Origin of the sequence: Fictibacillus phosphorivorans (genome assembly GCF_023715845.1) — a bacterium.
Taxonomy (GTDB): domain Bacteria; phylum Bacillota; class Bacilli; order Bacillales; family Fictibacillaceae; genus Fictibacillus; species Fictibacillus phosphorivorans_D.
This window is the reverse complement of record NZ_JAMBOR010000010.1, coordinates 14,711-37,724: the sequence shown is the minus strand read 5'-3', so window position 1 is coordinate 37,724 and position 23,014 is coordinate 14,711. Positions and strand designations below refer to the sequence as shown.

General features: G+C 40.5%; 27 protein-coding genes and 1 pseudogene. 10 read left to right on the top strand and 18 right to left on the bottom strand.

Annotated features, from left to right (window positions below):
• Window positions 1-246: 246 nt before the first annotated feature.
• On the bottom strand, window positions 247-1,209 hold the full coding sequence (locus tag M3206_RS09345; protein ID WP_251312255.1) for an ABC transporter substrate-binding protein: 963 nt from the start codon (window positions 1,207-1,209) through the stop codon (window positions 247-249).
• 185 nt (window positions 1,210-1,394) lie between these two features.
• On the opposite strand from M3206_RS09345, the gene M3206_RS09340 reads away from it, so the two are divergent.
• The 6 genes from M3206_RS09340 (at window position 1,395) to M3206_RS09315 (ending at window position 6,128) form a co-directional block, all read left to right on the top strand.
• Entirely contained in the window at window positions 1,395-2,405 is a 1,011-nt protein-coding gene (locus M3206_RS09340; RefSeq protein WP_251312254.1) for a FecCD family ABC transporter permease, read from the top strand.
• Entirely contained in the window at window positions 2,402-3,445 is a 1,044-nt protein-coding gene (locus M3206_RS09335; protein ID WP_251312253.1) for a FecCD family ABC transporter permease, read from the top strand. Before M3206_RS09340 ends, M3206_RS09335 begins: the two co-directional genes overlap by 4 nt.
• Before the next feature lie 16 nt (window positions 3,446-3,461).
• Window positions 3,462-4,280 (top strand): ABC transporter ATP-binding protein, encoded by an 819-nt coding sequence (locus M3206_RS09330; protein ID WP_251312252.1) that lies wholly within the window; start codon window positions 3,462-3,464, stop codon window positions 4,278-4,280.
• Window positions 4,255-5,013 carry an IucA/IucC family C-terminal-domain containing protein gene (locus tag M3206_RS09325; RefSeq protein ID WP_251312251.1) on the top strand — a complete coding sequence of 253 codons (759 nt, stop codon included), beginning with the start codon at window positions 4,255-4,257 and terminating at the stop codon, window positions 5,011-5,013. Before M3206_RS09330 ends, M3206_RS09325 begins: the two co-directional genes overlap by 26 nt.
• Window positions 5,014-5,102: 89 nt before the next feature.
• Window positions 5,103-5,387, top strand: coding sequence for a hypothetical protein (locus tag M3206_RS09320; protein WP_251312250.1), 285 nt, complete (start codon window positions 5,103-5,105; stop codon window positions 5,385-5,387).
• 15 nt (window positions 5,388-5,402) lie between these two features.
• Window positions 5,403-6,128, top strand: a complete 726-nt coding sequence (locus M3206_RS09315) for a hypothetical protein (RefSeq protein ID WP_251312249.1) — start codon at window positions 5,403-5,405, stop codon at window positions 6,126-6,128.
• Window positions 6,129-6,172: 44 nt separating this feature from the next.
• Here M3206_RS09315 and M3206_RS09310 read toward each other — a convergent pair whose 3' ends face one another.
• From M3206_RS09310 to M3206_RS09300, 3 genes and pseudogenes are all read right to left on the bottom strand, one after another.
• Window positions 6,173-6,535: a cupredoxin domain-containing protein gene (locus M3206_RS09310; protein WP_251312248.1), complete on the bottom strand. Its 363-nt coding sequence runs from the start codon at window positions 6,533-6,535 to the stop codon at window positions 6,173-6,175.
• 116 nt (window positions 6,536-6,651) lie between these two features.
• Window positions 6,652-6,969 (bottom strand): annotated as a pseudogene (locus M3206_RS09305) (redoxin domain-containing protein); the annotation flags it as partial.
• 15 nt (window positions 6,970-6,984) lie between these two features.
• On the bottom strand, window positions 6,985-7,167 hold the full coding sequence (locus tag M3206_RS09300; protein ID WP_251312246.1) for a hypothetical protein: 183 nt from the start codon (window positions 7,165-7,167) through the stop codon (window positions 6,985-6,987).
• Window positions 7,168-7,302: 135 nt separating this feature from the next.
• On the opposite strand from M3206_RS09300, the gene M3206_RS09295 reads away from it, so the two are divergent.
• On the top strand, window positions 7,303-8,010 hold the full coding sequence (locus M3206_RS09295; RefSeq protein WP_251312245.1) for a thermonuclease family protein: 708 nt from the start codon (window positions 7,303-7,305) through the stop codon (window positions 8,008-8,010).
• A 51-nt stretch (window positions 8,011-8,061) separates the two neighbouring features.
• Here M3206_RS09295 and M3206_RS19075 read toward each other — a convergent pair whose 3' ends face one another.
• From M3206_RS19075 to M3206_RS18985, 7 genes are all read right to left on the bottom strand, one after another.
• Entirely contained in the window at window positions 8,062-8,343 is a 282-nt protein-coding gene (locus tag M3206_RS19075) for a HesB-like (seleno)protein (RefSeq protein ID WP_349774008.1), read from the bottom strand.
• Between the two features lie 211 nt (window positions 8,344-8,554).
• Window positions 8,555-8,770 carry a hypothetical protein gene (locus M3206_RS09290; RefSeq protein ID WP_251312244.1) on the bottom strand — a complete coding sequence of 72 codons (216 nt, stop codon included), beginning with the start codon at window positions 8,768-8,770 and terminating at the stop codon, window positions 8,555-8,557.
• Window positions 8,771-9,230: 460 nt separating this feature from the next.
• On the bottom strand, window positions 9,231-9,818 hold the full coding sequence (locus M3206_RS09285; protein ID WP_251312243.1) for a DedA family protein: 588 nt from the start codon (window positions 9,816-9,818) through the stop codon (window positions 9,231-9,233).
• Between the two features lie 20 nt (window positions 9,819-9,838).
• Window positions 9,839-10,186 carry a fluoride efflux transporter FluC gene (locus M3206_RS09280; RefSeq protein ID WP_251312242.1) on the bottom strand — a complete coding sequence of 116 codons (348 nt, stop codon included), beginning with the start codon at window positions 10,184-10,186 and terminating at the stop codon, window positions 9,839-9,841.
• A complete protein-coding gene (crcB, locus tag M3206_RS09275) occupies window positions 10,183-10,572 on the bottom strand; it encodes a fluoride efflux transporter CrcB (RefSeq protein ID WP_251312241.1) in 390 nt (129 codons plus the stop codon). The genes M3206_RS09280 and crcB overlap by 4 nt, the downstream gene beginning before the upstream one ends.
• Window positions 10,573-10,618: 46 nt before the next feature.
• The gene (locus tag M3206_RS09270; RefSeq protein ID WP_251312240.1) at window positions 10,619-11,041 is read right to left on the bottom strand and encodes a CBS domain-containing protein; all 423 of its coding nucleotides are present in this window, start codon (window positions 11,039-11,041) and stop codon (window positions 10,619-10,621) included.
• Between the two features lie 117 nt (window positions 11,042-11,158).
• Window positions 11,159-11,290, bottom strand: coding sequence for a hypothetical protein (locus M3206_RS18985; RefSeq protein ID WP_285876872.1), 132 nt, complete (start codon window positions 11,288-11,290; stop codon window positions 11,159-11,161).
• 129 nt (window positions 11,291-11,419) lie between these two features.
• Between M3206_RS18985 and M3206_RS09265 the strand changes: the two genes are divergently transcribed.
• Window positions 11,420-12,337: a metal ABC transporter solute-binding protein, Zn/Mn family gene (locus M3206_RS09265; protein ID WP_251312239.1), complete on the top strand. Its 918-nt coding sequence runs from the start codon at window positions 11,420-11,422 to the stop codon at window positions 12,335-12,337.
• Between the two features lie 36 nt (window positions 12,338-12,373).
• Here M3206_RS09265 and M3206_RS09260 read toward each other — a convergent pair whose 3' ends face one another.
• The 3 genes from M3206_RS09260 to M3206_RS09250 all read right to left on the bottom strand — a co-directional run bounded on the left by M3206_RS09260 (window position 12,374) and on the right by M3206_RS09250 (window position 16,676).
• Window positions 12,374-14,182, bottom strand: a complete 1,809-nt coding sequence (locus tag M3206_RS09260; RefSeq protein ID WP_251312238.1) for an ABC transporter ATP-binding protein — start codon at window positions 14,180-14,182, stop codon at window positions 12,374-12,376.
• 2 nt (window positions 14,183-14,184) lie between these two features.
• On the bottom strand, window positions 14,185-15,951 hold the full coding sequence (locus M3206_RS09255) for an ABC transporter ATP-binding protein (protein WP_251312237.1): 1,767 nt from the start codon (window positions 15,949-15,951) through the stop codon (window positions 14,185-14,187).
• Window positions 15,952-16,145: 194 nt separating this feature from the next.
• A complete protein-coding gene (locus M3206_RS09250) occupies window positions 16,146-16,676 on the bottom strand; it encodes a copper resistance CopC family protein (RefSeq protein WP_251312236.1) in 531 nt (176 codons plus the stop codon).
• A gap of 219 nt (window positions 16,677-16,895) precedes the next feature.
• Here M3206_RS09250 and M3206_RS09245 point away from each other — a divergent pair, with 219 nt between their 5' ends.
• A complete protein-coding gene (locus M3206_RS09245) occupies window positions 16,896-16,982 on the top strand; it encodes a YjcZ family sporulation protein (RefSeq protein WP_226537213.1) in 87 nt (28 codons plus the stop codon).
• A gap of 74 nt (window positions 16,983-17,056) precedes the next feature.
• Here M3206_RS09245 and M3206_RS09240 read toward each other — a convergent pair whose 3' ends face one another.
• The 4 genes from M3206_RS09240 to M3206_RS09225 all read right to left on the bottom strand — a co-directional run bounded on the left by M3206_RS09240 (window position 17,057) and on the right by M3206_RS09225 (window position 22,493).
• Window positions 17,057-19,141, bottom strand: a complete 2,085-nt coding sequence (locus M3206_RS09240; protein WP_251312235.1) for a peptidoglycan D,D-transpeptidase FtsI family protein — start codon at window positions 19,139-19,141, stop codon at window positions 17,057-17,059.
• 316 nt (window positions 19,142-19,457) lie between these two features.
• Complete coding sequence (locus M3206_RS09235; protein WP_251312234.1) at window positions 19,458-20,315, bottom strand: patatin-like phospholipase family protein; 858 nt, start codon at window positions 20,313-20,315, stop codon at window positions 19,458-19,460.
• A gap of 352 nt (window positions 20,316-20,667) precedes the next feature.
• Window positions 20,668-21,444 (bottom strand): Cof-type HAD-IIB family hydrolase, encoded by a 777-nt coding sequence (locus M3206_RS09230; RefSeq protein WP_251312233.1) that lies wholly within the window; start codon window positions 21,442-21,444, stop codon window positions 20,668-20,670.
• Window positions 21,445-21,527: 83 nt separating this feature from the next.
• Complete coding sequence (locus M3206_RS09225) at window positions 21,528-22,493, bottom strand: EamA family transporter (RefSeq protein ID WP_251312232.1); 966 nt, start codon at window positions 22,491-22,493, stop codon at window positions 21,528-21,530.
• Between the two features lie 285 nt (window positions 22,494-22,778).
• On the opposite strand from M3206_RS09225, the gene M3206_RS09220 reads away from it, so the two are divergent.
• Entirely contained in the window at window positions 22,779-22,985 is a 207-nt protein-coding gene (locus M3206_RS09220; RefSeq protein WP_066288466.1) for an alpha/beta-type small acid-soluble spore protein, read from the top strand.
• The last annotated feature ends 29 nt before the right edge of the window (window positions 22,986-23,014 follow it).

Genomic DNA, 23,014 nt, shown 5'->3' with positions numbered 1-23,014 from the left:
TACGCTCAGAATCGCTGAGCTACGCTCAAAATTCCTGATCTTCGCTCAAACAGGGTGGGTTTTCGCTCAAACTTGATGTTTCCAAGCTTATAAAATCACCTCGATAAGCAGTCATTTAGGTTAAAGTCCGTAACTTAATCTCGTTTTGATCCATCAAAACGTCCTTTTTCTCTTGTTTGAAATAAAAAAAGAGATTGGACTCAAAAGTTTTTGCCCTTTTGAGTCCAATCCCCTATCATATTAATATTATTTTTCTAAAAAGTACTTCTCAAGATCATCAAGCATTAGATTAGCTGCTTTTACGCCGCCTGCTGTATTCCAGATGGCGTCACTTACTTTGTGTGCATTTCCTTCTTTTACAGCTCCAAGGTTTTTCCAAAGTGGGTTATTTGTCCATTCTTTTTCAGTTGCTGTTGCTTCTCCGTCTCCTGTTTCATAGGTGAAGTAGAAAAGCATGTCTCCATCCATATCAGGAATGCGTTCTTGTGTTACTTCTTCAGCGAAGTCAGGTTTGTTTTGATCACCAGGACGAGCAAATCCGATCTGTTTGAGGATGACACCAGAGAATGAATCTTGGTGGTAGATACGAGATTTCCCAGGCATGAAACGTACCATAGATACTTCTGTTTTCAACTTGTCGCCAGCTTCAGCTTTAAAATCTTCAATACGCTTATCGAACGCTGCTAATACTTCCTTCCCTTTTTCTTCTTTATTTAGAGCTTTAGAGTAAAGTTCAAAGTTAATTTTCCAGTCACCGCGAAGATCTTCCGCGAACACAGTTGGTGCAATTTTGTTAAGTTCATCGTATTGCTTTTCTTGACGCATCTTGTTACCGATAATTAGATCTGGTTTTAAGGCCATAACTTTCTCAATGTTCACTGCGCTCTCGTCTCCAACGACTTCTACGCCTTCCATATCGTCCTTAATATGATCATACCAAGGATCTCCTAACCAAGATTTGACCGCACCGACCGGTTTTACTCCAAGTGCTAGTACAGCTTCCGTTCCTTCGTTTGTAAGAACAACGACACGTTTGTTGCTTTTCACTTCTGCAGTGCCCATTGCGTGTTCTACTTTATAAGAAGAATCTTTTGATCCGTCTGATTTTGCTCCCTCTGTTTCTTTGTCTTTCCCGCCGCATGCTGCTAACGCAAGCATTAATGTGAGTAAGGCTGCAAAAGCCAGCCATTTGTATGTAGTCTTTTTCATTCAGTTGTCTCTCCCCTTTTCATTTATGTAACTGATAATGAGAATCAATTACAATTCGTATCATAATACGGAGATGTATGCGTTGTCAACAACTAATTGATAATGATTTTCAAAGTCATTGACAGATATCCATTTTACTTTTAAACTGTAAATGAGAATATTTTTCATTATTAAAAGAGGACCTGATGAACGGAATATTACAAAGTAATTTATTAAGAACAGCCGCATTAATTCTAGGTGTGATTTTCTCTTTGGTCGTCATGGTAATGAGTGTTGTATTAGGTTACACAGACACTTCGCTATCAATGGCCATCGAAGCATACACCGCTTTTGACGGCTCGAATGAACATTTAATTATTCAGCTCTCTCGAGTTCCTCGTGCACTCGTCGGAATGGCTGTTGGCATCAGCTTAGGAATTGCAGGTGTCCTTATGCAGGCACTTACCCGCAATCCAATCGCCTCACCTGATATTTTTGGTGTAAATGCTGGTGCAGGATTTTTTATTGTTTTTGGTGTTACATTCTTAGGCATTACTTCTATCCAGCAATTCATGTGGATTGGATTTCTCGGCGCGGCTGTAGCTTCTGGTCTTGCTTATGCACTCGGCTCTGCAGGAAGGGGCGGCTTAACGCCAGTTAAACTTACATTAGCTGGAGCCGTTATTGCTGCGCTATTTGCTTCTCTTACACAAGGGATGCTCGTAACGAACGAAAAGGCACTTGATGAAGTATTGTTCTGGCTGGCAGGTTCAGTAGAAGGAAGAAAGCTTTCCATGCTGGCAGCAGTCATGCCGGCGTTACTGATCGCCTGGGTTATCTCCATCCTTCTTTCTCGCCAGTTGAACGCTTTTGCACTAGGAGAGGATGTAGCAGTCAGCTTAGGACAGAAGACTGTAATCTTTAAATTTGCCGCCGCACTCATGGTCATTTTACTAGCGGGAGGTTCGGTAGCGATTGCCGGACCAATCAGTTTTATCGGAATAGTAGTTCCTCATTTTGCAAGATACCTAGTCGGCAGTGACCACCGATGGATTGTTCCTTTTTCAGCACTTACTGGCGGAATCATGCTTGTACTTGCTGACATTGGCGCACGGTACATCATCATGCCGGAAGAAGCTCCTGTTGGAGTCGTTACCGCTTTACTTGGTACACCGTTTTTTATTTACATTGTCCGTAAAGGAATATTTCAACGATGAGAAAGTATTGGGTCATACAGCGAAAATCATTTTCATACTTAATTGATAAAAAAACAATGTTTGCGATCATCATTCTGACCATGATCGCGCTGCTTTCAATACTGATCAGTATCGGAGTAGGTGAACTCTATATCCCGCCGTTAGAAGTATTTACAGCTCTAATCGGGTCTGGGCTAGAAATGAATCAAATGATTATTACTGAATTTAGACTTCCAAGGGTACTCGTAGCGTTTATTGCAGGCGCTTCCCTCGCTCTTGCGGGTGCAATCCTGCAAGGAGTGATCAGGAATCCCCTTGCTTCACCTGACATGGTTGGGATTACAGGCGGTGCTGGATTTGCCGCCGTTGCCTTTTTAACCTTGTTCAGTGATGACAGCAACAACCTGTTGTTAAGCATGAATTATATGCCTTTGTTTGCTTTTGTCGGGGCGACGATCGTAGCTTTCCTAATATATGCTTTAGCATGGAAAGACGGTGTAACGCCGATACGACTCATCTTGATAGGGATCGGGTTGATGGCGCTGTTTCAAGCGCTGACAACGCTAATGATGCTGATGGGTCCGATCTATCGTGCAAGTCAAGCTACGGTCTGGCTGACAGGAACGGTATATGGAACTTCATGGAAGGAAGTAAAGGCGATGCTGCCTTGGTTTTTAGGAATGCTGCCAATCCTCATTTTGCTAGTAAGACGCTTAAACATACAAGGGTTTGGAGATGACCTTACAACAGTTGCAGGAATATCGGTTCACCGGGAACGGTTCATGTTATTAATGGTTTGTACAGCATTGGCTGGATCTGCGGTTGCTTTTGCTGGAGCGATGGGATTTGTCGGATTGATCGGCCCGCATATCGCTAGACGGATCACGGGATCATCATTTGGAGGATTGTTCCCTGCTGCAGCATTAATAGGAGGAATCATGGTTGTACTGGCCGACCTAGCTGGCCGAACTCTTTTCTCTCCATTAGAAGTTCCTGCTGGTGTTTTCACTGCAGCTATCGGCGCACCATACTTTATATATCTTTTATTTAAAAATCAATAACAGGAGTGGATGACAGATGGCTGTATTAACAACCTCAAAACTTACGTTAGCTTATGGTAAAGAACCGATTATTGATGGATTGAACCTTCAGATTCCTAAAGGTAAGATCACTGTCTTTATCGGGAGCAACGGATGCGGTAAATCCACCCTGTTACGTTCTATGGCACGTCTTTTGAATCCGAAGGCCGGAAACGTTCTATTGAACGGAAAAGATATTGCTAAACGCTCTACAAAACAAGTAGCAAAAGAGCTTGCGATTCTTCCACAGGGACCTGTGGCACCAGAAGGATTAACCGTACTGCAGCTCGTGAAACAAGGACGTTTTCCTTATCAGTCCTGGCTTCAACAATGGTCGAAGGAAGATGAAAAAGCGGTTATGAATGCGTTAAAAGCAACGAACCTTCTTCCTTATATGGAAACACCTGTTGACTCTCTTTCAGGCGGTCAGCGTCAGCGTGCTTGGATCGCCATGACACTTGCTCAAGGCACTGATACAATTCTCTTGGATGAGCCTACCACTTATTTGGATATGACACATCAGGTGGAAATTCTCGATCTCTTGTTCGAGTTAAACGAAAAGGAAAAGCGCACAATAGTGATGGTACTTCATGATCTGAACTTAGCTTGCAGATATGCCCATCATATTATTGCGATTCAAAATAAATCAGTTTACGCACAAGGTGCACCTGAAGAAATTATGACGGAACAGTTAGTGGAAGATGTCTTTCAGATGACGAGCACTGTGATTCCGGATCCGGTATTCGGAACGCCGATGTGTATCCCATATGGAAAGGGGCGGGTTGTTCGACATGTCAATACTCCTCAGTACGCCTAAGTCTAACGGTTGGACGGCAGATGAAAAAAAGCATATCAGTTCAAACTACCGATTCTCTTTTCAAGCACCTTTTGAGAATGAAGCCGTTATCTCTGCCGAGCAGCTATTGAACGAAGAAAACTTGCTCGATTTCCTGGATCAAACAGGTCCGCGGATCGGATCTAATAAACGTCCAGTTACAGCGTCCCTATTTTTTAAACGATATGCTTTCTGTAGCCTTACAGCTTCTCTGTACGGAATGACAATGTTAAATAAATCCTTTGATATGAACATTAAGAACGTCTATTTAATCGACCATAACTCTGACGCTATGTGGCTGCCATCATTTACTTTAAAAGATGCCTCTGCACAGCGATCCTTATCATCCAGAGAAGATTGGCGATCAAGTGTGATCGAAACTCTTTTTAAAGAAAATATTTCCGTGATGCTTAATCATGTGGCTAAATCAGCCCGTATTTCTAAAGCAACATTATGGGAAAACGCTTGGATCTACATACGCTGGGTTTACGAAACATGGCTCAGTGAGGATCATCCAGATGAAGTGAAACAGCAGATCCAAGAGGATTATGCATTCTTCATGGATGCGGAAGCCTTTCATTTTGGATTGACGAAGAATCCATTTCATCGATTCATGGTGCCTGTAGGCTGTGGACCTACGAAAGTCCGTAAAACATGCTGTCTTTATTATAAAACCGAAAACGGGACTTGCTGTTCAACATGTCCTAAGAGATAACACCAGGATGAAAGATATCCTGGTTTTTTGTTTTTTCTTATTCATTTCCGGGTACTTTAGTAAGGAAAAAGGATTGGAGGCGTTTGGTGATGATGTGGTTATTTCTATTCTTAGCAGTTTGTGTAGGTGTGGCTATTTTCTTTTTGATCCCAGGTATTAAAGCGATCAAAGAATCAATGAATACGGTTCAGGAAATGAAAAACACAGGAGATACTATTACGGCCCGTATGAACGATATCAAAGCACAGCAGCAGCTTCTTCAAGATAAGAAGGATTACCTTCGTTATGATCTCTATCAAAAGAAGAATAGCTTTTTGGCTGTAAAGGAAGGCTTTTCTGAAGTAAAAGACACCATTCATAAAATAAAAAACTAGAGGATCGTGAACGTATTGCGCATTCATACCTTTGTGATGACAGCTATCGAAACACCAGAGGAACTTGTAACAGAATCATTAGAACAGGAGAAACTTCCTGATTATGAATTCAATAAAAAAGATTTATTTACTGCTTATTCCCTTCCAACAGGTGAGAGGCTATTTAAAGATCAAAACGACCAATGGTATGCGGCTGCTCATTTCGTAAAAGATTCATTACATGCCGTAAAATATGGGAGACAAATCTTTCGTCCTCCTTATAAAGAGATTTCTGAGGAGGAACTTTCGTTTGTAGAAGTATTAGAAAAGAACGGCTTCGTACCTTTGAATCCTCATTATGATAAAGCATTATGTCATGTTGTTGCAGAAGTAGAGAAACTTGAGGAGCTTTCTTTAGAAATGCAATCCCGATTAGCCCATGCCGATGGAGATGATGACCCTCAAGTGGCTCACTCGCTTCACTATATGGAATCTAAACTTGATGGCAAAAGGTCTCGATTCATTTCTGGCTGGGAATCTCACTCTTTTGCTACCATTACAGAAAGCAGTGAATTTGCAGATGATATCTTGATGCCCGTTTCGTCTTGGCTGTATTTGTTATACTTTTCTCATTTCCTTGATAACCAAGGTACAATGGCTTCAGATCAAATGATGCCTCGACTGCTCGGCAACTTATGGGCTTCAACAATGAAAGAATTTCCCTACAACAAAGAACTTATACGGATTCTGCCACTTTCTTAAGCACAAAAAATCCCTCCAACTCAATGTCGGAGGGATTTTTCATTTTATTCAACGACTAGTTTAGAAACCATATCTGCATGTCCGTTTCCACATGGAACGCTGCAGCGAATCGTATATTCACCTGGTTTCAAGTTCACAACATCAGAGGATCCGCCTTGAATATTCACATCTTCCCCTTCAATCATAAGGGCATGATTTCCGTCAACGTTTTCTAATTTTAGAGCAACATCTTTATTTGCAGGAATTTTGTATTCCTTTTTATCGAACTCAAAATTCTTCGCTTCGACCGTTACCGTTTCTTCCGCTTTCTTAGAGCTTTCTTCTTTATCCTTACCTCCACCGCAAGCCGCTAAGATACCAATAGCCATAACTGCGATTGCTGCAAGCCAAAATGATTTTTTTAACATTTGAATTGCCTCCTTGATTCTTTCTACTTTCATTATACCCCTATTTTAACACGTCTTATATGGAGAATCTGTGACATCTGTCACAAAGAAAAAAGCCCGGTGAAAGTTCACCAGACTTACTTTTCCATTTTCTTATATTCTTTGTGTATGCCTTTTGAGGTTTGGTCAATCTGTTCTCCCCAGTGATCGTTTACTTTTGTAAAGATGACTTTACCTTTTTTATCGACTAATGCATACCCGCGCTTTGCAACACCTTCACCTTTCATATCCAGATGGTCGATCAATTTAAACTCAGGAACGGATAAAAATGGGAACGGCGGTTGCATTTCTTGATGGAGGGATGATAGATGCTCTACAGTATCAGAACTAACTGCATAGATGTTTAGATCCATATCTTTAAACTTATCAACATTTTCTTTCAGCTGAACCAGCTGAGCTTGACAGAGTCCTCAGCCAGCTGTTGTAAATAAAAATATGAGTGATGGTTTATCTGAAGGAAATACAGATACCGGTTCACCGTTCTGGTTTTCCAATTTCGCTTCTTTCAGCTTAGAATCATTCCCGCAGCCGGCAACCGCCAACGTTAAAATCAGAGCAAAATAGATTGCAAGTCGTTTATGTATCTTTTTCAAAGGCAATCTCCTTTCTAGAATACCCCACTTTTGTCATGCAATGTGATATTCTATAATTTCTTCAATCTATCTTTATTATAATAGATTCAAGTAATGCATATACCATAAAACGTATTGATAAAGGATGATACATATATGAAATTTAACTTAAGATTTTGGCTGACCCTATCCTTAGTTCTACTCGTTCTCTCAGCTTGCAGCCAGTTGCAAAAGTCTGACAATGATAGAATTCCCGTACGAGTAATCGATGTAGTGGATGGTGACACAATAAAAGTAAAGGTGGATGGGAAAAAGGAAACAGTTCGTTTCTTGCTGGTAGATACTCCGGAGAGCGTCCATCCCAATAAACCCGTTCAGCCTTTTAGTAAAGAAGCAAGCAGCTATGTGGAAAGAATGCTAAGTGGATCTAAGGTTGAACTCGAACTTGGGATCGGGGAACGGGACAAGTATGGAAGGCTGTTAGCATACGTTTATGCAGATGGAAAGAGTGTTCAAGAAGCACTGCTTGAAAATGGTCTAGCCCGTGTCGCCTACGTTTTTGAGCCGAACACAAAATATGTGGAGGACTATGAGAAGATTCAAAAACAAGCGCAAAAAGATGGGATCGGCATCTGGAGTCTGGAGAACTATTCTCAAGATGATGGTTATGTTCCGAAAGAATCCAAAAATCGGAGCGATAAGACTGCTGATTCAAAGTGCACGATCAAAGGGAATGTTAATTCTTCCGGCGAGAAAATCTATCATGTTGAAAGTGGCAGATATTATAAAATTACGAAACCAGAAGAGTGGTTCTGCACAGAGCAAGAAGCAATAGAGGCCGGATTTCGGAAATCTCAGCAATAAACAATAAAAACCGCTGTTAGGCAGGAAAATTCCTGTCACAGCGGTTTTGTTTTAGCAGCATTCATCCTGCCCGACCATGATTAATCCAGAGCCATGCTTAGAATCTTCAAAATCGAGTTTCAAGCTAGTTGTCTGATCTTTAATCCTTGGGTCAAACGCAACACGTATACCATTAATATCTTCAATTACATCAGAGTTTTCCGGCTCATCCAGAGCCAGGCCAAGCTTTGGACCTCCTCAGCCCATGCCCGCAAAATATACTCGGATGCCGTTTGCGTTATTCAATTCAAGCACTTCTTCAATATATCGTTTAGCGCTTAATGTAATTTCCACAACCATCACCTCTTCATGTGTAGTATATCGTATTCTTGCCTAAATCGTGAAGAAAATGCTTGTCCATTGGATTTTTGTTAATCTGTGAGTTTCGTTCAGATTCATAAGAAAAAGCCGCTCATTCGGGGAAACCGAATAGCGGCAGAGTAAGTTATGAAGGGAATAGGTAAGGTGGATGATGCTAGTGTCCACCTTGGACACACAAAATCAGCTAAAGTGTATTTGTCTGGGGTCTGTCCCCGGGACTGTCCCCCCTCAGTTGTTTGAGCACTTGCTCGATGTCGCCGTTGTTGAAGCCACAGTTCCTCATGGCTTCTGAGACTTTTGCTGTCATATTTGCTTTTTCATGATGAGCTTTGATCCGAAGCAAAAGTTCGTTCACTTTTGCCGCATTATACGTATCATGATAATTATCATTATACGACATAAGCCATCCCTCCTGTTTAATTATTTCACAGTAGGGATATATATGATGTGGACGAATCAGCTTAGAATATGTCCTTTCAACAAAAGGAACCAACACACGTATGTGTTTTTTTAGATTAAATCGAGATCTTAGCTTTTACGGTACGTGTTCTTTAATTTTGTTACACGTTCGCTCAAGAAGACCCACTTTTCGCTCAAACTCCTCGAGTTTCGCTCAGGATCGCCGAGCTACGCTCAAAATAGCTGATCTTCGCTCAAAATGGCTGGACTATCGCGCAAACTGACTAATTCAAGTCTTAGTCAGCACTACAAACTGCTTGATAGGCAGCCATTTTTGCCAAAAACCTAACAAAATCAAAAACTCATATGGTTTTGATTTATCAAACGTCCTTTTTGCTCATTTTTACATAAAAAAAGGGGCTGAACTTAAAGTATTACACTTTGAATCAGCCCACTAAACACTAATCTTTCTTTTTTACTTTATACAAGATAAACAAGAAGATAATCAGAACGGCTGCTATCATAATTCCTCTCGTGTAAGGAGCAGCGATTGTCTTGATGTCTTCCCAGTTGCTTCCGAGACGGCTTCCTAATTCAATGAAGAAGATCGACCACGGAATAACGGCTAAGGTTGTATATAAAGTGAACTTCGGAAAAGACATTTTTGCTATCCCTGCCGGAATGCTGATTGCATGTCTGACAACTGGGATAAATCGTGCGAAGAAAATAACGCCTGTTCCATATTTATTAAACCACTTTTCAGATAGATCGATCTGTTTTTTAGAGATGAGAATATATCTTCCGTACTTTTCTAAGAACGGTCGTCCTCCATAATGGCCCATCCAATACAAGAAGAGCTGTGCAAGCGTCCCTCCGATCGTGCCGGCGATCACAGCCAAGGTAAAATTCAGATGACCTTTAGCAACCATGTACCCGCCATATGACAGAACAAGCTCACTTGGGATGACCTCTATCATCAATCCTAGAGCAATTCCTAAATGACCTAAACTCATAATCCATTCAAGCAATGTAATAACTAATTCTTTCATTGTATCTCCTTAACTTCTACTTATATTTTTGCTGCTATCAAGTAGCCTGTCCAAGCAGCTGTCAATCCTAATGTATATGTTAGCACTAGATAATATAGTACTTTTCTTTTATCTTTTTTATAGAGGGTTACCAATTCAAACTGAAGGGTTGAGAACGTAGTAAGGGCCCCTAGAAAACCTGCCGCATACATTGAATTCAGCACGTCCGGCCCACCAATGGTAATATACAAGCCTAATAAGAACGAGCCTATCATATTTACAAAAAAAGTGCCCCATGGAAAATCACTATTTAAACGCTCGCTTACCATATATCGAACAAGAGCACCGAACGCTCCACCGGCAGCTACAGCTATAGTCGTTATTATCATTGTTCAGCACCTTCTTTCCCGAGAAGTACTGAACCGCATTTCATCCCGAGTAAGACTGCGCCAATTCCCATGATCGTACTGATCAAAAAATATTGAATCGCTATCGCATACAATCCTTGGTCCATAAGGAGAATCAACTCTATACTAAAAGCTGAGAAAGTTGTAAAAGAACCTAAAAAACCAGTTTGAACCCCTAACACGAGTGTTCGATTTCTTATCAGCTGAGATCCTTGAACGACAAACCATCCTAGAATAAAACTGCCGATGAGATTAATCACCAAGGTGGGAAATGGAAACGGGGCATGAGGCTGATAAAGTGCAATACCGACCCAAAAGCGGAGAACAGCTCCGAGCATTCCACCCACAGCAATGCTTACGTATTTCAAACGACTTTATTCCTCCTATATGTACAAAAAGATTAAGACAGATGCCTTAATCTTTCGTCAGTTCTTTTTTCCAAATTAAATTAGCACAATACTTGATGATATCTCTTCTTCTAATGATCCCGATGAAATGCCCATCATCATCAGTAACCGGTATGAAGTTTTGGTCTGTAGACAAAGTAATCAGGTCTTCCATATTAGAGTTTATCGATACAGAGATGTTGTTTATACGCTGCGGCACATCTGTCAACTTTGTCTTTAAAACTTCATCATAACCCTTTTCAAAGGCTTCCCTTAGCTTCCATAGAAGATCCCCTTCAGTCAACGTTCCAATATAGCGCCCTTCTTCTGATACAAGCGGCACTGAAGTGTACTTGTGATAGGATAACTTCTCTAATGCCTGCCTAATCGTTGCTTCAGGGTTCAAGTACTTTACTTCATCTTTCGGCAACAAATAAAAAGCAATATTCATGTTGGTACGCGCTCTCCTTTGTAAGCATGATTCACGCTTATTTAAACGCTTTTTCTAACACCTTCTTTATTATATCAAAAAGGAACTTGGTCTGCTTTATTAAACCATTGTACAATTTTAAAAATCTTTTCTTACGGTCATCCGATTCCACTGCCAACGCTGTTTAAAGGTTTCATTTCGTGAACTGTACTTTTCAAACGTTTTACGGTTGCACTTTTTGAAATTAACTCGATCTCCTATCCTTCTCATCATTTTGCATCCTCATTACTCACTAAAAGCAATGATTTATTGATCAACTCACATTTTCTCGAATATTTTTTGCAAATCGTAATGATTCCGCTTATAATGATAAAGGATTGTTTGAAAGGAGAGAAACGGATGAAAAGGCTTGGCATGATAGGCATGATTTTTCTTTTGATCGCAACAGCAGCTTGCAGTAATAAAAGTGCTGATAAAAAAGAGGGAACGTTAAATATATATACAACCATTTATCCTTTAGAATACTTTACAGAAAGAATTGGCGGAAAGCACGTTGAGGTTTCATCCATTATTCCACCAGGGGCAGATGCGCATACGTACGAACCGTCTACTAAGAAAATGGTGGAGATCTCAGAAGGCGATGCGTTTGTATACAACAAAATGGAATCGGATGAATTCTCCTCTTCCGTTGCAGATACATTAAAGGGAGAAAACGTACCTCTTGTAGATGCAGCTAAAGGGGTTGAGCCTGCACATATGGAAGACCATAAAGAAGAAGGCACACATAAACATGGTTCGCAGGATCCTCATATCTGGCTGAACCCGGTACTTGCTCAAAAAATGGCGGACAACATCTTCAAAGGACTAGTGGAGGTTAAACCTCAAGAGAAAGAGTACTTTAAAAAGAATCATGATGCATTGATCAAAGACCTCGAAAAGTTAGATGCTACTTTTAAGAGTAAAGTTGAAGAAGCTCCAAAGGACTCCTTTATCGTCTCTCATGCAGCGTATGGCTATTGGGCTGAGCGCTATGGATTAGAACAGATTGCAATTTCCGGGCTATCCCCTTCTCATGAACCAAGTCAGCATCAGATTGAAAACATCATTCAACGTGCTAAAAAAGAGGAAATTCGTTATATTCTTTTCGAAAAAAATGTGAATAACAAAGTAGCTGAAGTGATCAATAAGGAAGTGAAAGCCGAAACATTGACGCTGCACAACCTTGAAACATTGACGAAAGCGGATCGGAAGAAAAATAGGGATTACCTCTCGATCATGGACGAGAACATTGAAACGTTATCAAAAGCACTCCAATAAAGACAAAACGCCTGGGATTCATTTCCCAGGCATTTTTTATATTGCATCCAACATTTTAAACTGTGACACAACGAGGTGATAATAAACCCCTTCAGCATTCATGAGCTGGTTATGGTTTCCTTGCTCAATGATTTCCCCATGATCAAGGACAACAATATTATCAGCTTCTCTGATCGTGGAGAGTCTGTGAGCGATAATGATCGCTGTTCTGTCATTCAACAACGTCTTTAAGGCTTTTTGAATTTTTTGTTCAGACTCGGTATCGATGCTCGCGGTCGCTTCATCCAGAATGAGAATGTCGGGGTCTGCGAGTAGAGCACGGGCAAAGGATAGCAACTGCCTTTCACCCACTGATAACACATTCCCTCGTTCTTCAACTTCTGTTTCATAACCATTTGTTAGTTTTTCAATAAAAGCATGTGCACCGACCGCTTTAGAAGCATTCTTCACTTCCTGATCTGTTGCATCTGGTCTTCCGAACCGGATATTCTCCATGATCGTTCCTGAGAAAATGAATGTATCCTGAAGAACAACACTCACCTTTTCACGTAAACTTGCAAGAGTAGCATCTTTTAAGTTCACCCCATCGATTAAGACTTCTCCTGAAGTAGGATCATAGAACCTGCTAACAAGGTTTGCGATGGTTGTTTTTCCTGAACCAGTATGACCGACAAGCGCTACCGTCTGTCCGGCCTTAATCTTTAGGTCGATTCCTTTTAATGCTTTTCGTTTGTCATCATAAGAGAACTCAACGTTTTTGAATTCAATTTCTCCATTCATTCTTGTAAATTCATAAGCGCCTTTTTTCTCATGTACGTTCGGCTGCTCATCTAAAAATTCAAAGATTCTTTCAGAGGACGCCATCCCTACTAAAAGCTGATTATACACCTGGCCTAAACGGGAGATCGGTTCCCAGAACATCCCTAAATAAAAGGCAAAGGTAACAAATACACCGATTTCAAGTGCTTCCCCTTGGATCAAGTACGCTCCAAACCATAATAGGATCGCTGTACCGATCGCGTTAGACATCTCAACGAACGGCCGGAACAACGCATTTTGTTGTGTGGCCGTTCTCCAGCTGTCATAGGTCTCATTATTGACACCGTTAAAAAAGCCCATGTTCTCTTTTTCTTGTGTATAAGACTTGGTCACTCGTATACCCTGGATACTTTCGTTCAGATGCGAGTTCAGCTTCGCCTGCTTAATACGGACAAGCTGCCACGAACGTCTGATCTTCTTCCTTAGGCTCGTAGAAATAAAGAACATCAGCGGTAAAATGACCATGATCGCCAAAGTGAGTTCTGGACTGTAAACAAACATGATCACGATAATCCCGAACAGCATGATGACATCCATCAGTACGTTAATGACACCATTTGTAAATAGATCCTGTAAGGAGTTAACATCGTTGATAATCCGAACTAGTATGGAGCCTGCTGATCGCTGATCAAAGAAACGATGGGACAAACGCTGTATGTGCTTGAACAGATGCTGTCGAATATCATAGATCACGTATTGGCCGAGATAGTTCATCCAACGAATCCGGAAAGTATTTGCTCCCCATGAGAGAAGATAGAGAGCTGAAATCGCGATAATCAACTTAATAAGAAGTGAGGTATCTTTATTCTTTATCGCATGATCAAACGTCAGAACCCCGATGAACACAGGCACGGCAAGTCTGACAGCCGTTGTGACCATCATCGCTATAAACGCTTTTGGAAGCAAATTCGTGCTGTAGGGCTTCATGTATCCAAAAAGCCTGATGATCTGACTCCAGTTAAAGGGTTTGTCGATCACCTGCTCAGAGGAATAACGGAAACGGGCTGATTTTCTTCTCTTATCCATTCCTACACCCCCTGCCCGTTATTTTGGAACACTTTATGTCTGTCCTGGTATTGAATGTCATAGATTCTGCGATAGTTCCCATATTCTTTCTGAATGAGTTCGTCATGGGTACCTCGTTCGATGACTTCTCCTTCATGGAGAACCAGTATTTCATCCGCATGTTTCAACGATGAAATCCGGTGAGCGATTATAAATGTCGTACGATCATCCATGACCTCTTTCAAAGCACGCTGGATCTTAAATTCTGTTTCCATATCAACTGCGCTTGTTGCATCGTCCAAGATAAGGATGGCAGGGTCGATAAGGATGGCTCTTGCGATGGAAATTCTCTGTTTCTGACCTCCAGAAAGCCCGAGTCCTCTTTCACCGAGGATCGTATCATAACCATCTGGCAGTTCCATGATAAAATCGTGGGCCTGTGCGCGTTTCGCTGCATCTACGATATCATCCATATCAGCGTCTGGATTGCCATAGGAAATGTTGTCCCTGATCGTTGAGGAAAACAGAAACGACTCTTGAAGTACCGTGCCGATATTTTTTCGTAATGTATTCAGCGAGTATTTTTCTAAAGGCTTGCCATCGATTAAAATACTTCCTGACTCCGGCGTATAAAATCTGGATAAAAGCTGCGTAATGGATGTTTTTCCGGAACCAGTCGCACCGATTAAACCGATTGTATGACCTTGTTTTACTGTAAACGTGACGTCCTTTAAGGCATCCTTCTTTTCATTTTTATAACGATGTGTCACATGTTCGAAGGTTACTTCTCCCTTTAAACGGGTAAAGCCGGAATCAAGATCCTCCTCCCCATCTAACTCAAGGGGTTCATCTAAGACTTCTAACAGACGTTCTCCGGAAGCCTTCGATTGTGAGAACGTGTTCATGATAAACCCGAGATTCATGATCGGGCCCATGATGTACCAGACAAGACTGAAGAATGCGACAAGCTCCCCTGCTGTAAGGTCACCATTGATGACTAAATATCCGCCATATGCGAGCAACAGAACGACGGATAAGTTCCCGATCAGCTCCATGATCGGAAAATAACGTGCCCAAATATGGGATGTGTGTAAAAACTGAGATTTGTAATCTTCATTCGAGTGATCGAATTTATTAATCTCAAAATCTTCTCTTGATAAGGACTTAACCGTGTTAATACCACTGATGTTTTCTTGGACTTTTGTGTTAAGGTTAGCCATTGATTTACGTATTCCTCTGAATGCGGGATGTACTTCTTTATCAAACTTGTATACGACTATTGCGAGGAACGGCATCATGAACAGTGTGATGATTGCTAGTGGAATGGAATAGAAGAACATGACGGAAAGACTGAATGCTATGATGAGAACGAAATTGATAAGCTGTGAAAACCCAAATGAGAGAAAGAAACGAAAACCCTCTACATCTGCTGTTAAACGGGACATGAGATCTCCCGTCTTCGCGTTATCATAATAACTGAAAGGCAAAAATTGAAGCTTCTCATACAGCGATTCACGGAGCTGGAAAACGGAGCTGATGCCAAACAAATCTCCAAAATATTGATGACAATATGTAGCTGCTCCTTTTATTCCCATTAATACGATAAAACCGATTGCTACATAAGGTACGAGTGGATACTCACCTTTGATAATGATTTCATCGATGGTAAACTGCAAGACCATCGGATAGACAACCGTGATCGCTGAAACCAGAATCAAAGTCAGGATCGACCAGTAAAAGTATTTCTTGTACGGCCAATAAAAGTCTTTTAACCTTTTAAACGTATCCAAATCTTCACCTTCCCCCTTTTGTAAAATAAATGACAATATACATCATATAACAGAATAGTTAGAAAAAACGAATCATTTGCTCGCTTTTATTAAAAATAATCAAATTGTAAACATTACACTTAGTTAATGAATTTTTAAATGTTCAAATCCATACAAAAAAGCCCCGAATACTTCGAGGCTTTTTTCGTAGACATTTATTTTTTTCTCCTGAAAGCAAAGAATGAAAAAATCGCGATTAAAAGAACTAATCCAATAGTCAATGGACCAAAATAACTCGGATTATCAGGCTTTTCTTTCTTATCTTGCTCAGGCATTGGTTGTTCGGTACTATCTTTATCTTCTTCTGGTTCTTCTTTTGGTTGGGCTTGTTCAGGACGATCTACCGAGAACGAGTAGTTCCCTTCAATCACATGGCCATCGGCTCCAATGATTTTATACTCAACTGTATAGTTACCATTTTCAAGCCTGTTGTTCAATTTCCCAGTCATTTGATTATCTTCAATACTAATCTGTAAAGGGATTTCTTCTCTTTCGTTTTTCAGTTTCATGGTGCTTAATGATTCAACCTTAGTTGTAAATGTTAGGACCACTGCTTCAAGATCTGTCGTAACCTTCTCTCCTTTTGCAGGTGTAGCCGTTTCAAGATCGGTGTGCGCAAATGCAAAGGAAGGCAGATTCATAGCAACCATAATTAATAAAAGAAAGGATAAGAACGTTTTTTTCATAATTGACTCCCTATATAATATTTTCTTTCTTATTTTATTTAAACAAAGAAAGAATACACCCACAAGTATTCAGTCTTTACAAATCGTTGACACTTTCATCAAAACACATACATTTTCAGCCTATTTTGCTGGATTTTCCGCTCCTGCCCACGTCTAAAACAAAAAAAGGCATAGAATGTATGGAAACAACAATTGCAAGAATTAAAGGAGGAAAAATCGATGGGTTATTCTCATGGCAATTCTTTTGCATTGGTAGTTGTGTTATTTATTCTATTGATTATTGTAGGGGCAGCTTGCTTCTGCTAATAAGAGATAGCAAAAAAAGAAAGCCGGATTCGTCCGGCTTTTTTCTTTTAAAGAACAAAAAGGAAAACTCAGCATTATTGTGCTGAGTTTTCTTCTATTTCTTTTTCCAAGTTTCCATTCACAGTAGCCGCGTTTTCACCATATTCTTCTTTAAGGTCCCAATAAGCCTCTAACGCACGCTGACCGATGTATTTGTTGATTCTTTGGTTACCATTTCGTGTAGTACCTTCTGGAACGACGACTGCAAATGCAATCTCAGGGTTTTCAAATGGTGCGTAACCGACTAGTGTTAAGTTATGTTTTTCTACTATCTGTCCTGTTTGCGGGTGTAAAATTTTACGCTGAGCAGTTCCTGTTTTTCCGGCAGGGTTATGGTACTTTTCAACATCATCAAAATAACCTTTTGCTGTTCCACCAGGGGCATGCATAACTTGCCAGAATCCTTGTTGTACGCGTTTGATGTATTTATCATCCACATCAAGTTTGTTTAAGATTTCTGGTTCAAAACGCTTAAGTAACTTCCCGCTCTGTTCTGTATCTGTTGCTGGTTCACGAATTTCTCTTACTAGCTGCGGTTTCACACGGTATCCACCATTTGCTATCGTGGAAACATATTGGACAAGCTGCATCGTTGTATAGGTGTCAAACTGTCCAATTCCTAAGTCGAAAAGGGTACCCATTTCTCCTGCTGGCGGTTTTCCTTCATATCCAACTGCTTCATTCGGAAAGTCGATTCCAGTTTTGACGCCTAACCCAAACTGATTATACATATAGCGTGCTTCTGCATATGTTTGAGTATAGTGCTCAGGACCGATCATCCGGTCCATGATGTTAAACATATATACGTTGGAGGACATTCTTAAAGCATCTAGATCATTGATCGTACCCATGTTCTTCCAAGACGATTTATTCATACCGTATTTTGTGTAGGTTGTATCGTATATGGTTTCTCCCATGCTGATCAGACCTTTTTGAAGACCTGATAATACAGTTGCTCCTTTTACGGTTGAACCCATTTCGTAGGAATTAAACAAAGCACCATACTCATCATTGATGAACTTGCCATTTTCATATCTTTTGCCAGCTATCCCTTTCACTTCTCCGGTTTTCGGATTGATCATTACGATATAGGCTGACTTGAGCAAATCATTTCCTGGAAGTGTTTTAGCTCTTAATATCTCTTCTTCCAGAATCCGTTCTAATCTAAACTGAAGTTCCATGTCTAAAGTCAGAACGATATCTTTTCCTCGCTGACCAGGTATGGTAGTTGGTTCACCAATCGTTTGACCGGTTTTAGGGTTGGTCAGATAAACAGACTTTTCTTTCGTTCCTTTAAGAACTCGTTCATATTGAACTTCAAGACCACTGACTCCAACTTGGTCACTTCTGTCATACCCAAGACTCGTATAATATTCCATTTTATTTTTAGGAATCTGTTTTACTGCACCAAATATCGCTGATTCTCCGTAAGGATAGATCCTTTTAGAGTCCGCCATGATATCGATGCCAGGCAGGTCGCCAAGGTTTTCAGAAATGATAGAAACTTCTTCGTTCGTTAAATTCGTCTTGATCCTTTGAGCTGAATAGGCATAGCCTGAATCCATTGCGCGTTTATAAGCTAGGATCTTTAATTCTTCTTCTGTAAGACTATTGATTTCCTCTTCTGTGATTTTATCAACAAGAGCTTTGTATTGATCTTTGTCGTCTAATTTTTTCTCACTCTTAGTCAACCGTTCGTCCATTAATTCTTGGATATCATGTGTTGCGATAAAATAATCTTTTTTATCACGTTCTGTAATTTTTTTCTTCTGTTCTTCTGTTACCCCTAGTCGATTAGCGAGCCATTTTGCAATACGCATCGTGTCATCGGCTTTGGTATCTACTGTCTTGGTATACGTAAGTGAGAAAAACGGTTCGTTGCCAACAACCTCACGAAAATTGCTGTCCAACAGCTTGCCGCGTGGTGCTTCTTTTTTAGCAATGACTTCTTCTACAGCCTCAGACTCCATTCGTTTTTCTTCTCCGTTCACAATCTGGAGTACTCCAAGTCTAAGAATTAGAATGGAAAATAGAAAAAATACGATTAAAAACAAGACGTTTAAACGAAAGGGTACTTGTGATTTTTTCTTCTTTCTTTCCGGATCCGCTTTCGTTACCATCATTCCGCTCCTTTTGGAATTTTTCCCGTTAATTTTACAATTATATTACAAAAGCATCTATGTATAGATTACTAGATGTTGACCAAAATTCCAACATATTCATTAAAAAAACCTCATCTTTTTTTGATAATGTTTTTCAACGTTTTATTTAGCACATACCATTAATTTTTCCGTGGGGAGGGGAACCGGTAGATATTCAGATGAAAGAACCGGATAGGGAAGAAGTGATCCAAAAAATATATTAAAAATGAAAGCTGGCTGCAGGGGTTCTTTTGTGAACTCCCACATGCCAGCTTCTTGTTTTTATATATGAGTATTAATTGGTTAGCCAGTTTCTTAAAGCGTCCAACTGGTCGAGCGCGTCTTTTCTTCCTTGTTCATAAAGAACGCTAAGTTTTTTCGGGTCACGTTCTATGCGCTTCACTGTCATCTTTTCAAGAGGCCTCAAGACAAACAGGTTTCCCTTTTTCTCCTCTTCTTCAATGTAATCTAATGTTGCATTATATTTAGCATATCGGTCTCGTAAACTTTTATCTAAACCGGTGTATTCAGGATAAAAGCGTCTCGTTACCCATGTCATCCTTGGCTTTTTCTTTCGATAACCCGGATTTTGTGTTAATACGACTACACCTTTTTTTACCCCGTCTTCTACCGCTCTACGGACAGGTATCGGATCAGCGATGCCGCCATCCATCATATGTTTTCCTTCGAGCTCAACCACCGGGGCTATAAAAGGAATAGAAGAGGATGCTCTGAGTACCATGGAGAGATCTATTTTACTAAAATCTTCTCTATTGAAGTAAACAGGTTCACCTGTTCTGCAGTCTGTAACAACCACTACAAATTTTTCCTGTGATTTTTTAAAAGCCTCATAATCAAAAGGAACAAGGCGGTTTGGAAGCTCATTAAAAATAAAATCCATCCCAAACAAACCCTTTTTCTTAATCAGCCAGTTCTTATAAGAGATATACTCAGGATGTGAACTGTACTCCAGGTTCACCGTACGATTCCTTCCGTGCTGTCTGGATAGATAGGACGCTGCATTGCATGCTCCAGCGGAAGCCCCGATCACATAAGGGAAATAAAGATCATTTTCCATAAACACATCAAGCACACCGGCTGTATACACGCCGCGCATTCCCCCGCCTTCTAAAATTAAACCGGAGTTTTCCATAACCCCTTCACCGCCTTTAGTTAACAAAGTTTACTATTTTTCATTATAAAAAAAACCCCACTTGAAAATCCACTAAAACGATTGAATGTAAAAAAACCTGCCATGGACATTTAGTGACGAGTTTCCTAATTTTACGGTACGTGTTCTTTTATTTATTACACGTTCGCTCAGAATACCTGAGTTTCGCTCAAAAATGCTGAGTACCGCTCAAAATATTCATTCTACGCTCAAACTCCCCTTTATTTCGCTCAGAATTTCAATTTTTCACTCAATGTGGGTATTTTTCAGGATCGGCAGCCTTTTTAAATACCAAAAAAACCCCTTTGCATCAGCAAAAAGGGGTTCTCTGCTATTAAATGAGGCCAAAATGTCTAAGCCCGTGATAGATTCCGTCTTCATCGACTGATTTTGTTACAAAATCAGCTGCTTCTTTCGCTTCTTTCATCCCGTTGCCCATCGCAATACCTGTTCCTGCGGCATTTAGCATCTCGATATCGTTCAACGCGTCACCGAATGCATATACATTTTCAGGTTTCATGTTCATCTTTTTAATAAAAGCTTCGATTCCTTTGGCTTTCGATCCGCCAGTTGGCAGGATATCCAAGGCATCTTCATGCCAGCGGATGAAATCGAAGGTTCCTTTATAGCTTTCTCGGTAAGCTTTTTCATGTTGTTCCTGACAGAACAATAGGACCTGATAGACTTCATTGTCTTTATAAAACTTTGGGTGATAGAGCGGGTAACTAGGCATCAGGTTGAACGTACAGTTTCTGATCGTCTCATGATCATCTGCGTTGCATGTTGCTCGCTGATGGTCAAGATAGACAAGCGGATGTCCTGCACGATTTGCTTCTTCTTCAATTTTAGTAATAAATTCGGCAGGTAAAGGTGTCTTGTGGATCACCTCATCCTTAAAAACAACGTATGAACCGTTAAAGCTGACGAAGGAATCCACACTTAGTTCTTCCCGGATTGGCTCGAACATGAACGGCCCACGTCCGGTAGCAATGGCTACATGTACTCCGTTCTTCTGCAACTGGCGGATACTTTCTTTCGTGCTGTCCGGAATGATTTTTTCATCGTTTACAAGTGTTCCGTCTATGTCAAAAAATACAATCTTATCGTTCATTTTGCATCTACTCCTGTTGTAAGTCGTACCCTATCATAGTGGTACGATTCAGAAAAAAAGTCAAATGTTGCGTGCTAGAAAAGCTACTTATTGACTGTCGTATTGATTTGGATGATCCCTTTTTCCGGCATAGATAATAAAAACACCGTTAAAATGATCAGCATTCCTCCTGCTGTCTGGAAGCTGCCAAAAGCAGTTCCGAGCCACACAACGGAAACAATCGTAGCGACTAATGGTTCAGCACTCCCAAGCAAGCTCGTTTCGGTCGAAGTAATGTATTTCAAACTATCGAGATACAAATAAAACGGCAATAACGTTCCAAAAATAACGACGAACCCAAGCATCCAAAACAGGGATGGCGTCCATACGATGAACCCTGCCTGCCAAGGCTGTGAGAAAATCGAAACGGCTAAACCGCCTAGTAGCATCGCCCATCCTGTGATAGCTGCTGATGAATATAGTTTTAGCAAACGGACTGGATAAACTGTGTAGACAGCAACCGAAACACCAGAGAGTACACCCCAGAAAATCGCTTCTTTTGAAACTGTTATGTAATCCAGCTTTCCATTTGTTAAAAGAAGAAATGTTCCCGTCAGTGCCATCAAGACTGCGATCCATTCTTTCCGCTTTGGCCATTTTAATAGTCTAAGTGCAAAATATATCGTAATAAAAACAGGACCTAAAAATTGAAGAAGCGTAGCGGTTGGTGCGTTTCCGGCTTCGATACTTAAAAAAAACGTCAACTGAGCACCAATCATTCCAGTCAACGAAAAAACAAGCAAATCCAAACGATCTCGTTTGTTCTTCCAAACTAAAAAAATTGGATGTTGGATAGAAACATAAGCTAAAAGAAGAAGCCCTGCCATCACCATTCGAACCGAAACCAGCCATGTTGCGGTTACGGCTGTGTGAGAGAAAATCCACTCTGCAGCATTTCCAGAAAACCCCCAAAGTGAAGCACCGGTTAGGGCAAGTGCAATCCCTTTCCATTTCACCATGTTTTCTTTGTTCTTAAGCCCCATCTCTCCACCTGCTCTCTCTAGATCCATGTATATCCAAACTTATCTGCCAAATTCTTTCTCTATTATAAATCCAAATTCTGAAAATAGCATGCGGAAAAAAAAAAAGAAAAACACTGGCTGGAAACCAGTCAGTGTTCTTCAAGAAAATAAAAATAGGGGGATGCTTTATCATACGAAATCCTAAAGGTTTGGTGTCGTAAATTCAAAAAATATGCGAATACCTATCTCATTAATTACCCATAAAAATATTTTCCGAGAGATGCATATTTTCTTAAAAGATATGCAAACTAGTATTACAAGGAGGTGATACATATGGCACGTAACAACAACTCTAATGAATTAGTAGTAGCTGGAGCACAAGCTGCGTTGGATCAAATGAAGTATGAAATCGCTTCTGAGTTTGGTGTTCAACTTGGACCAGACACAACATCCCGTGCGAATGGATCTGTTGGTGGTGAAATCACTAAACGTCTTGTTCAAATGGCTGAGCAACAACTAGGTGGCGGATACCGTCGCTAATCGAGAGTCTCTTGATTTTAAAAAGCGGA

Bases quoted from the DNA above. Each gene is read 5' to 3' on its own strand.
- M3206_RS09330 (WP_251312252.1), top strand. From the start codon at position 3,462: ATGGCTGTATTAACAACCTCAAAACTTACGTTAGCTTATGGTAAAGAA.
- M3206_RS09325 (WP_251312251.1), top strand. From the start codon at position 4,255: ATGTCAATACTCCTCAGTACGCCTAAGTCTAACGGTTGGACGGCAGAT.
- M3206_RS18985 (WP_285876872.1), bottom strand. From the start codon at position 11,290: ATGAGAAGGATAGGAGATCGAGTTAATTTCAAAAAGTGCAACCGTAAA.
- M3206_RS09345 (WP_251312255.1), bottom strand. From the start codon at position 1,209: ATGAAAAAGACTACATACAAATGGCTGGCTTTTGCAGCCTTACTCACA.
- M3206_RS09225 (WP_251312232.1), bottom strand. From the start codon at position 22,493: ATGGATCTAGAGAGAGCAGGTGGAGAGATGGGGCTTAAGAACAAAGAA.
- M3206_RS09295 (WP_251312245.1), top strand. From the start codon at position 7,303: ATGAAATTTAACTTAAGATTTTGGCTGACCCTATCCTTAGTTCTACTC.
- M3206_RS09290 (WP_251312244.1), bottom strand. From the start codon at position 8,770: ATGTCGTATAATGATAATTATCATGATACGTATAATGCGGCAAAAGTG.
- M3206_RS09235 (WP_251312234.1), bottom strand. From the start codon at position 20,315: ATGGAAAACTCCGGTTTAATTTTAGAAGGCGGGGGAATGCGCGGCGTG.
- M3206_RS09320 (WP_251312250.1), top strand. From the start codon at position 5,103: ATGATGTGGTTATTTCTATTCTTAGCAGTTTGTGTAGGTGTGGCTATT.
- M3206_RS09340 (WP_251312254.1), top strand. From the start codon at position 1,395: ATGAACGGAATATTACAAAGTAATTTATTAAGAACAGCCGCATTAATT.
- M3206_RS09230 (WP_251312233.1), bottom strand. From the start codon at position 21,444: ATGAACGATAAGATTGTATTTTTTGACATAGACGGAACACTTGTAAAC.
- M3206_RS09335 (WP_251312253.1), top strand. From the start codon at position 2,402: ATGAGAAAGTATTGGGTCATACAGCGAAAATCATTTTCATACTTAATT.
- M3206_RS09280 (WP_251312242.1), bottom strand. From the start codon at position 10,186: ATGATAATAACGACTATAGCTGTAGCTGCCGGTGGAGCGTTCGGTGCT.
- M3206_RS09245 (WP_226537213.1), top strand. From the start codon at position 16,896: ATGGGTTATTCTCATGGCAATTCTTTTGCATTGGTAGTTGTGTTATTT.
- M3206_RS09250 (WP_251312236.1), bottom strand. From the start codon at position 16,676: ATGAAAAAAACGTTCTTATCCTTTCTTTTATTAATTATGGTTGCTATG.
- M3206_RS09240 (WP_251312235.1), bottom strand. From the start codon at position 19,141: ATGGTAACGAAAGCGGATCCGGAAAGAAAGAAGAAAAAATCACAAGTA.
- M3206_RS09265 (WP_251312239.1), top strand. From the start codon at position 11,420: ATGAAAAGGCTTGGCATGATAGGCATGATTTTTCTTTTGATCGCAACA.
- M3206_RS09220 (WP_066288466.1), top strand. From the start codon at position 22,779: ATGGCACGTAACAACAACTCTAATGAATTAGTAGTAGCTGGAGCACAA.
- M3206_RS09270 (WP_251312240.1), bottom strand. From the start codon at position 11,041: ATGAATATTGCTTTTTATTTGTTGCCGAAAGATGAAGTAAAGTACTTG.
- M3206_RS09260 (WP_251312238.1), bottom strand. From the start codon at position 14,182: ATGGATAAGAGAAGAAAATCAGCCCGTTTCCGTTATTCCTCTGAGCAG.
- M3206_RS09310 (WP_251312248.1), bottom strand. From the start codon at position 6,535: ATGTTAAAAAAATCATTTTGGCTTGCAGCAATCGCAGTTATGGCTATT.
- M3206_RS09285 (WP_251312243.1), bottom strand. From the start codon at position 9,818: ATGAAAGAATTAGTTATTACATTGCTTGAATGGATTATGAGTTTAGGT.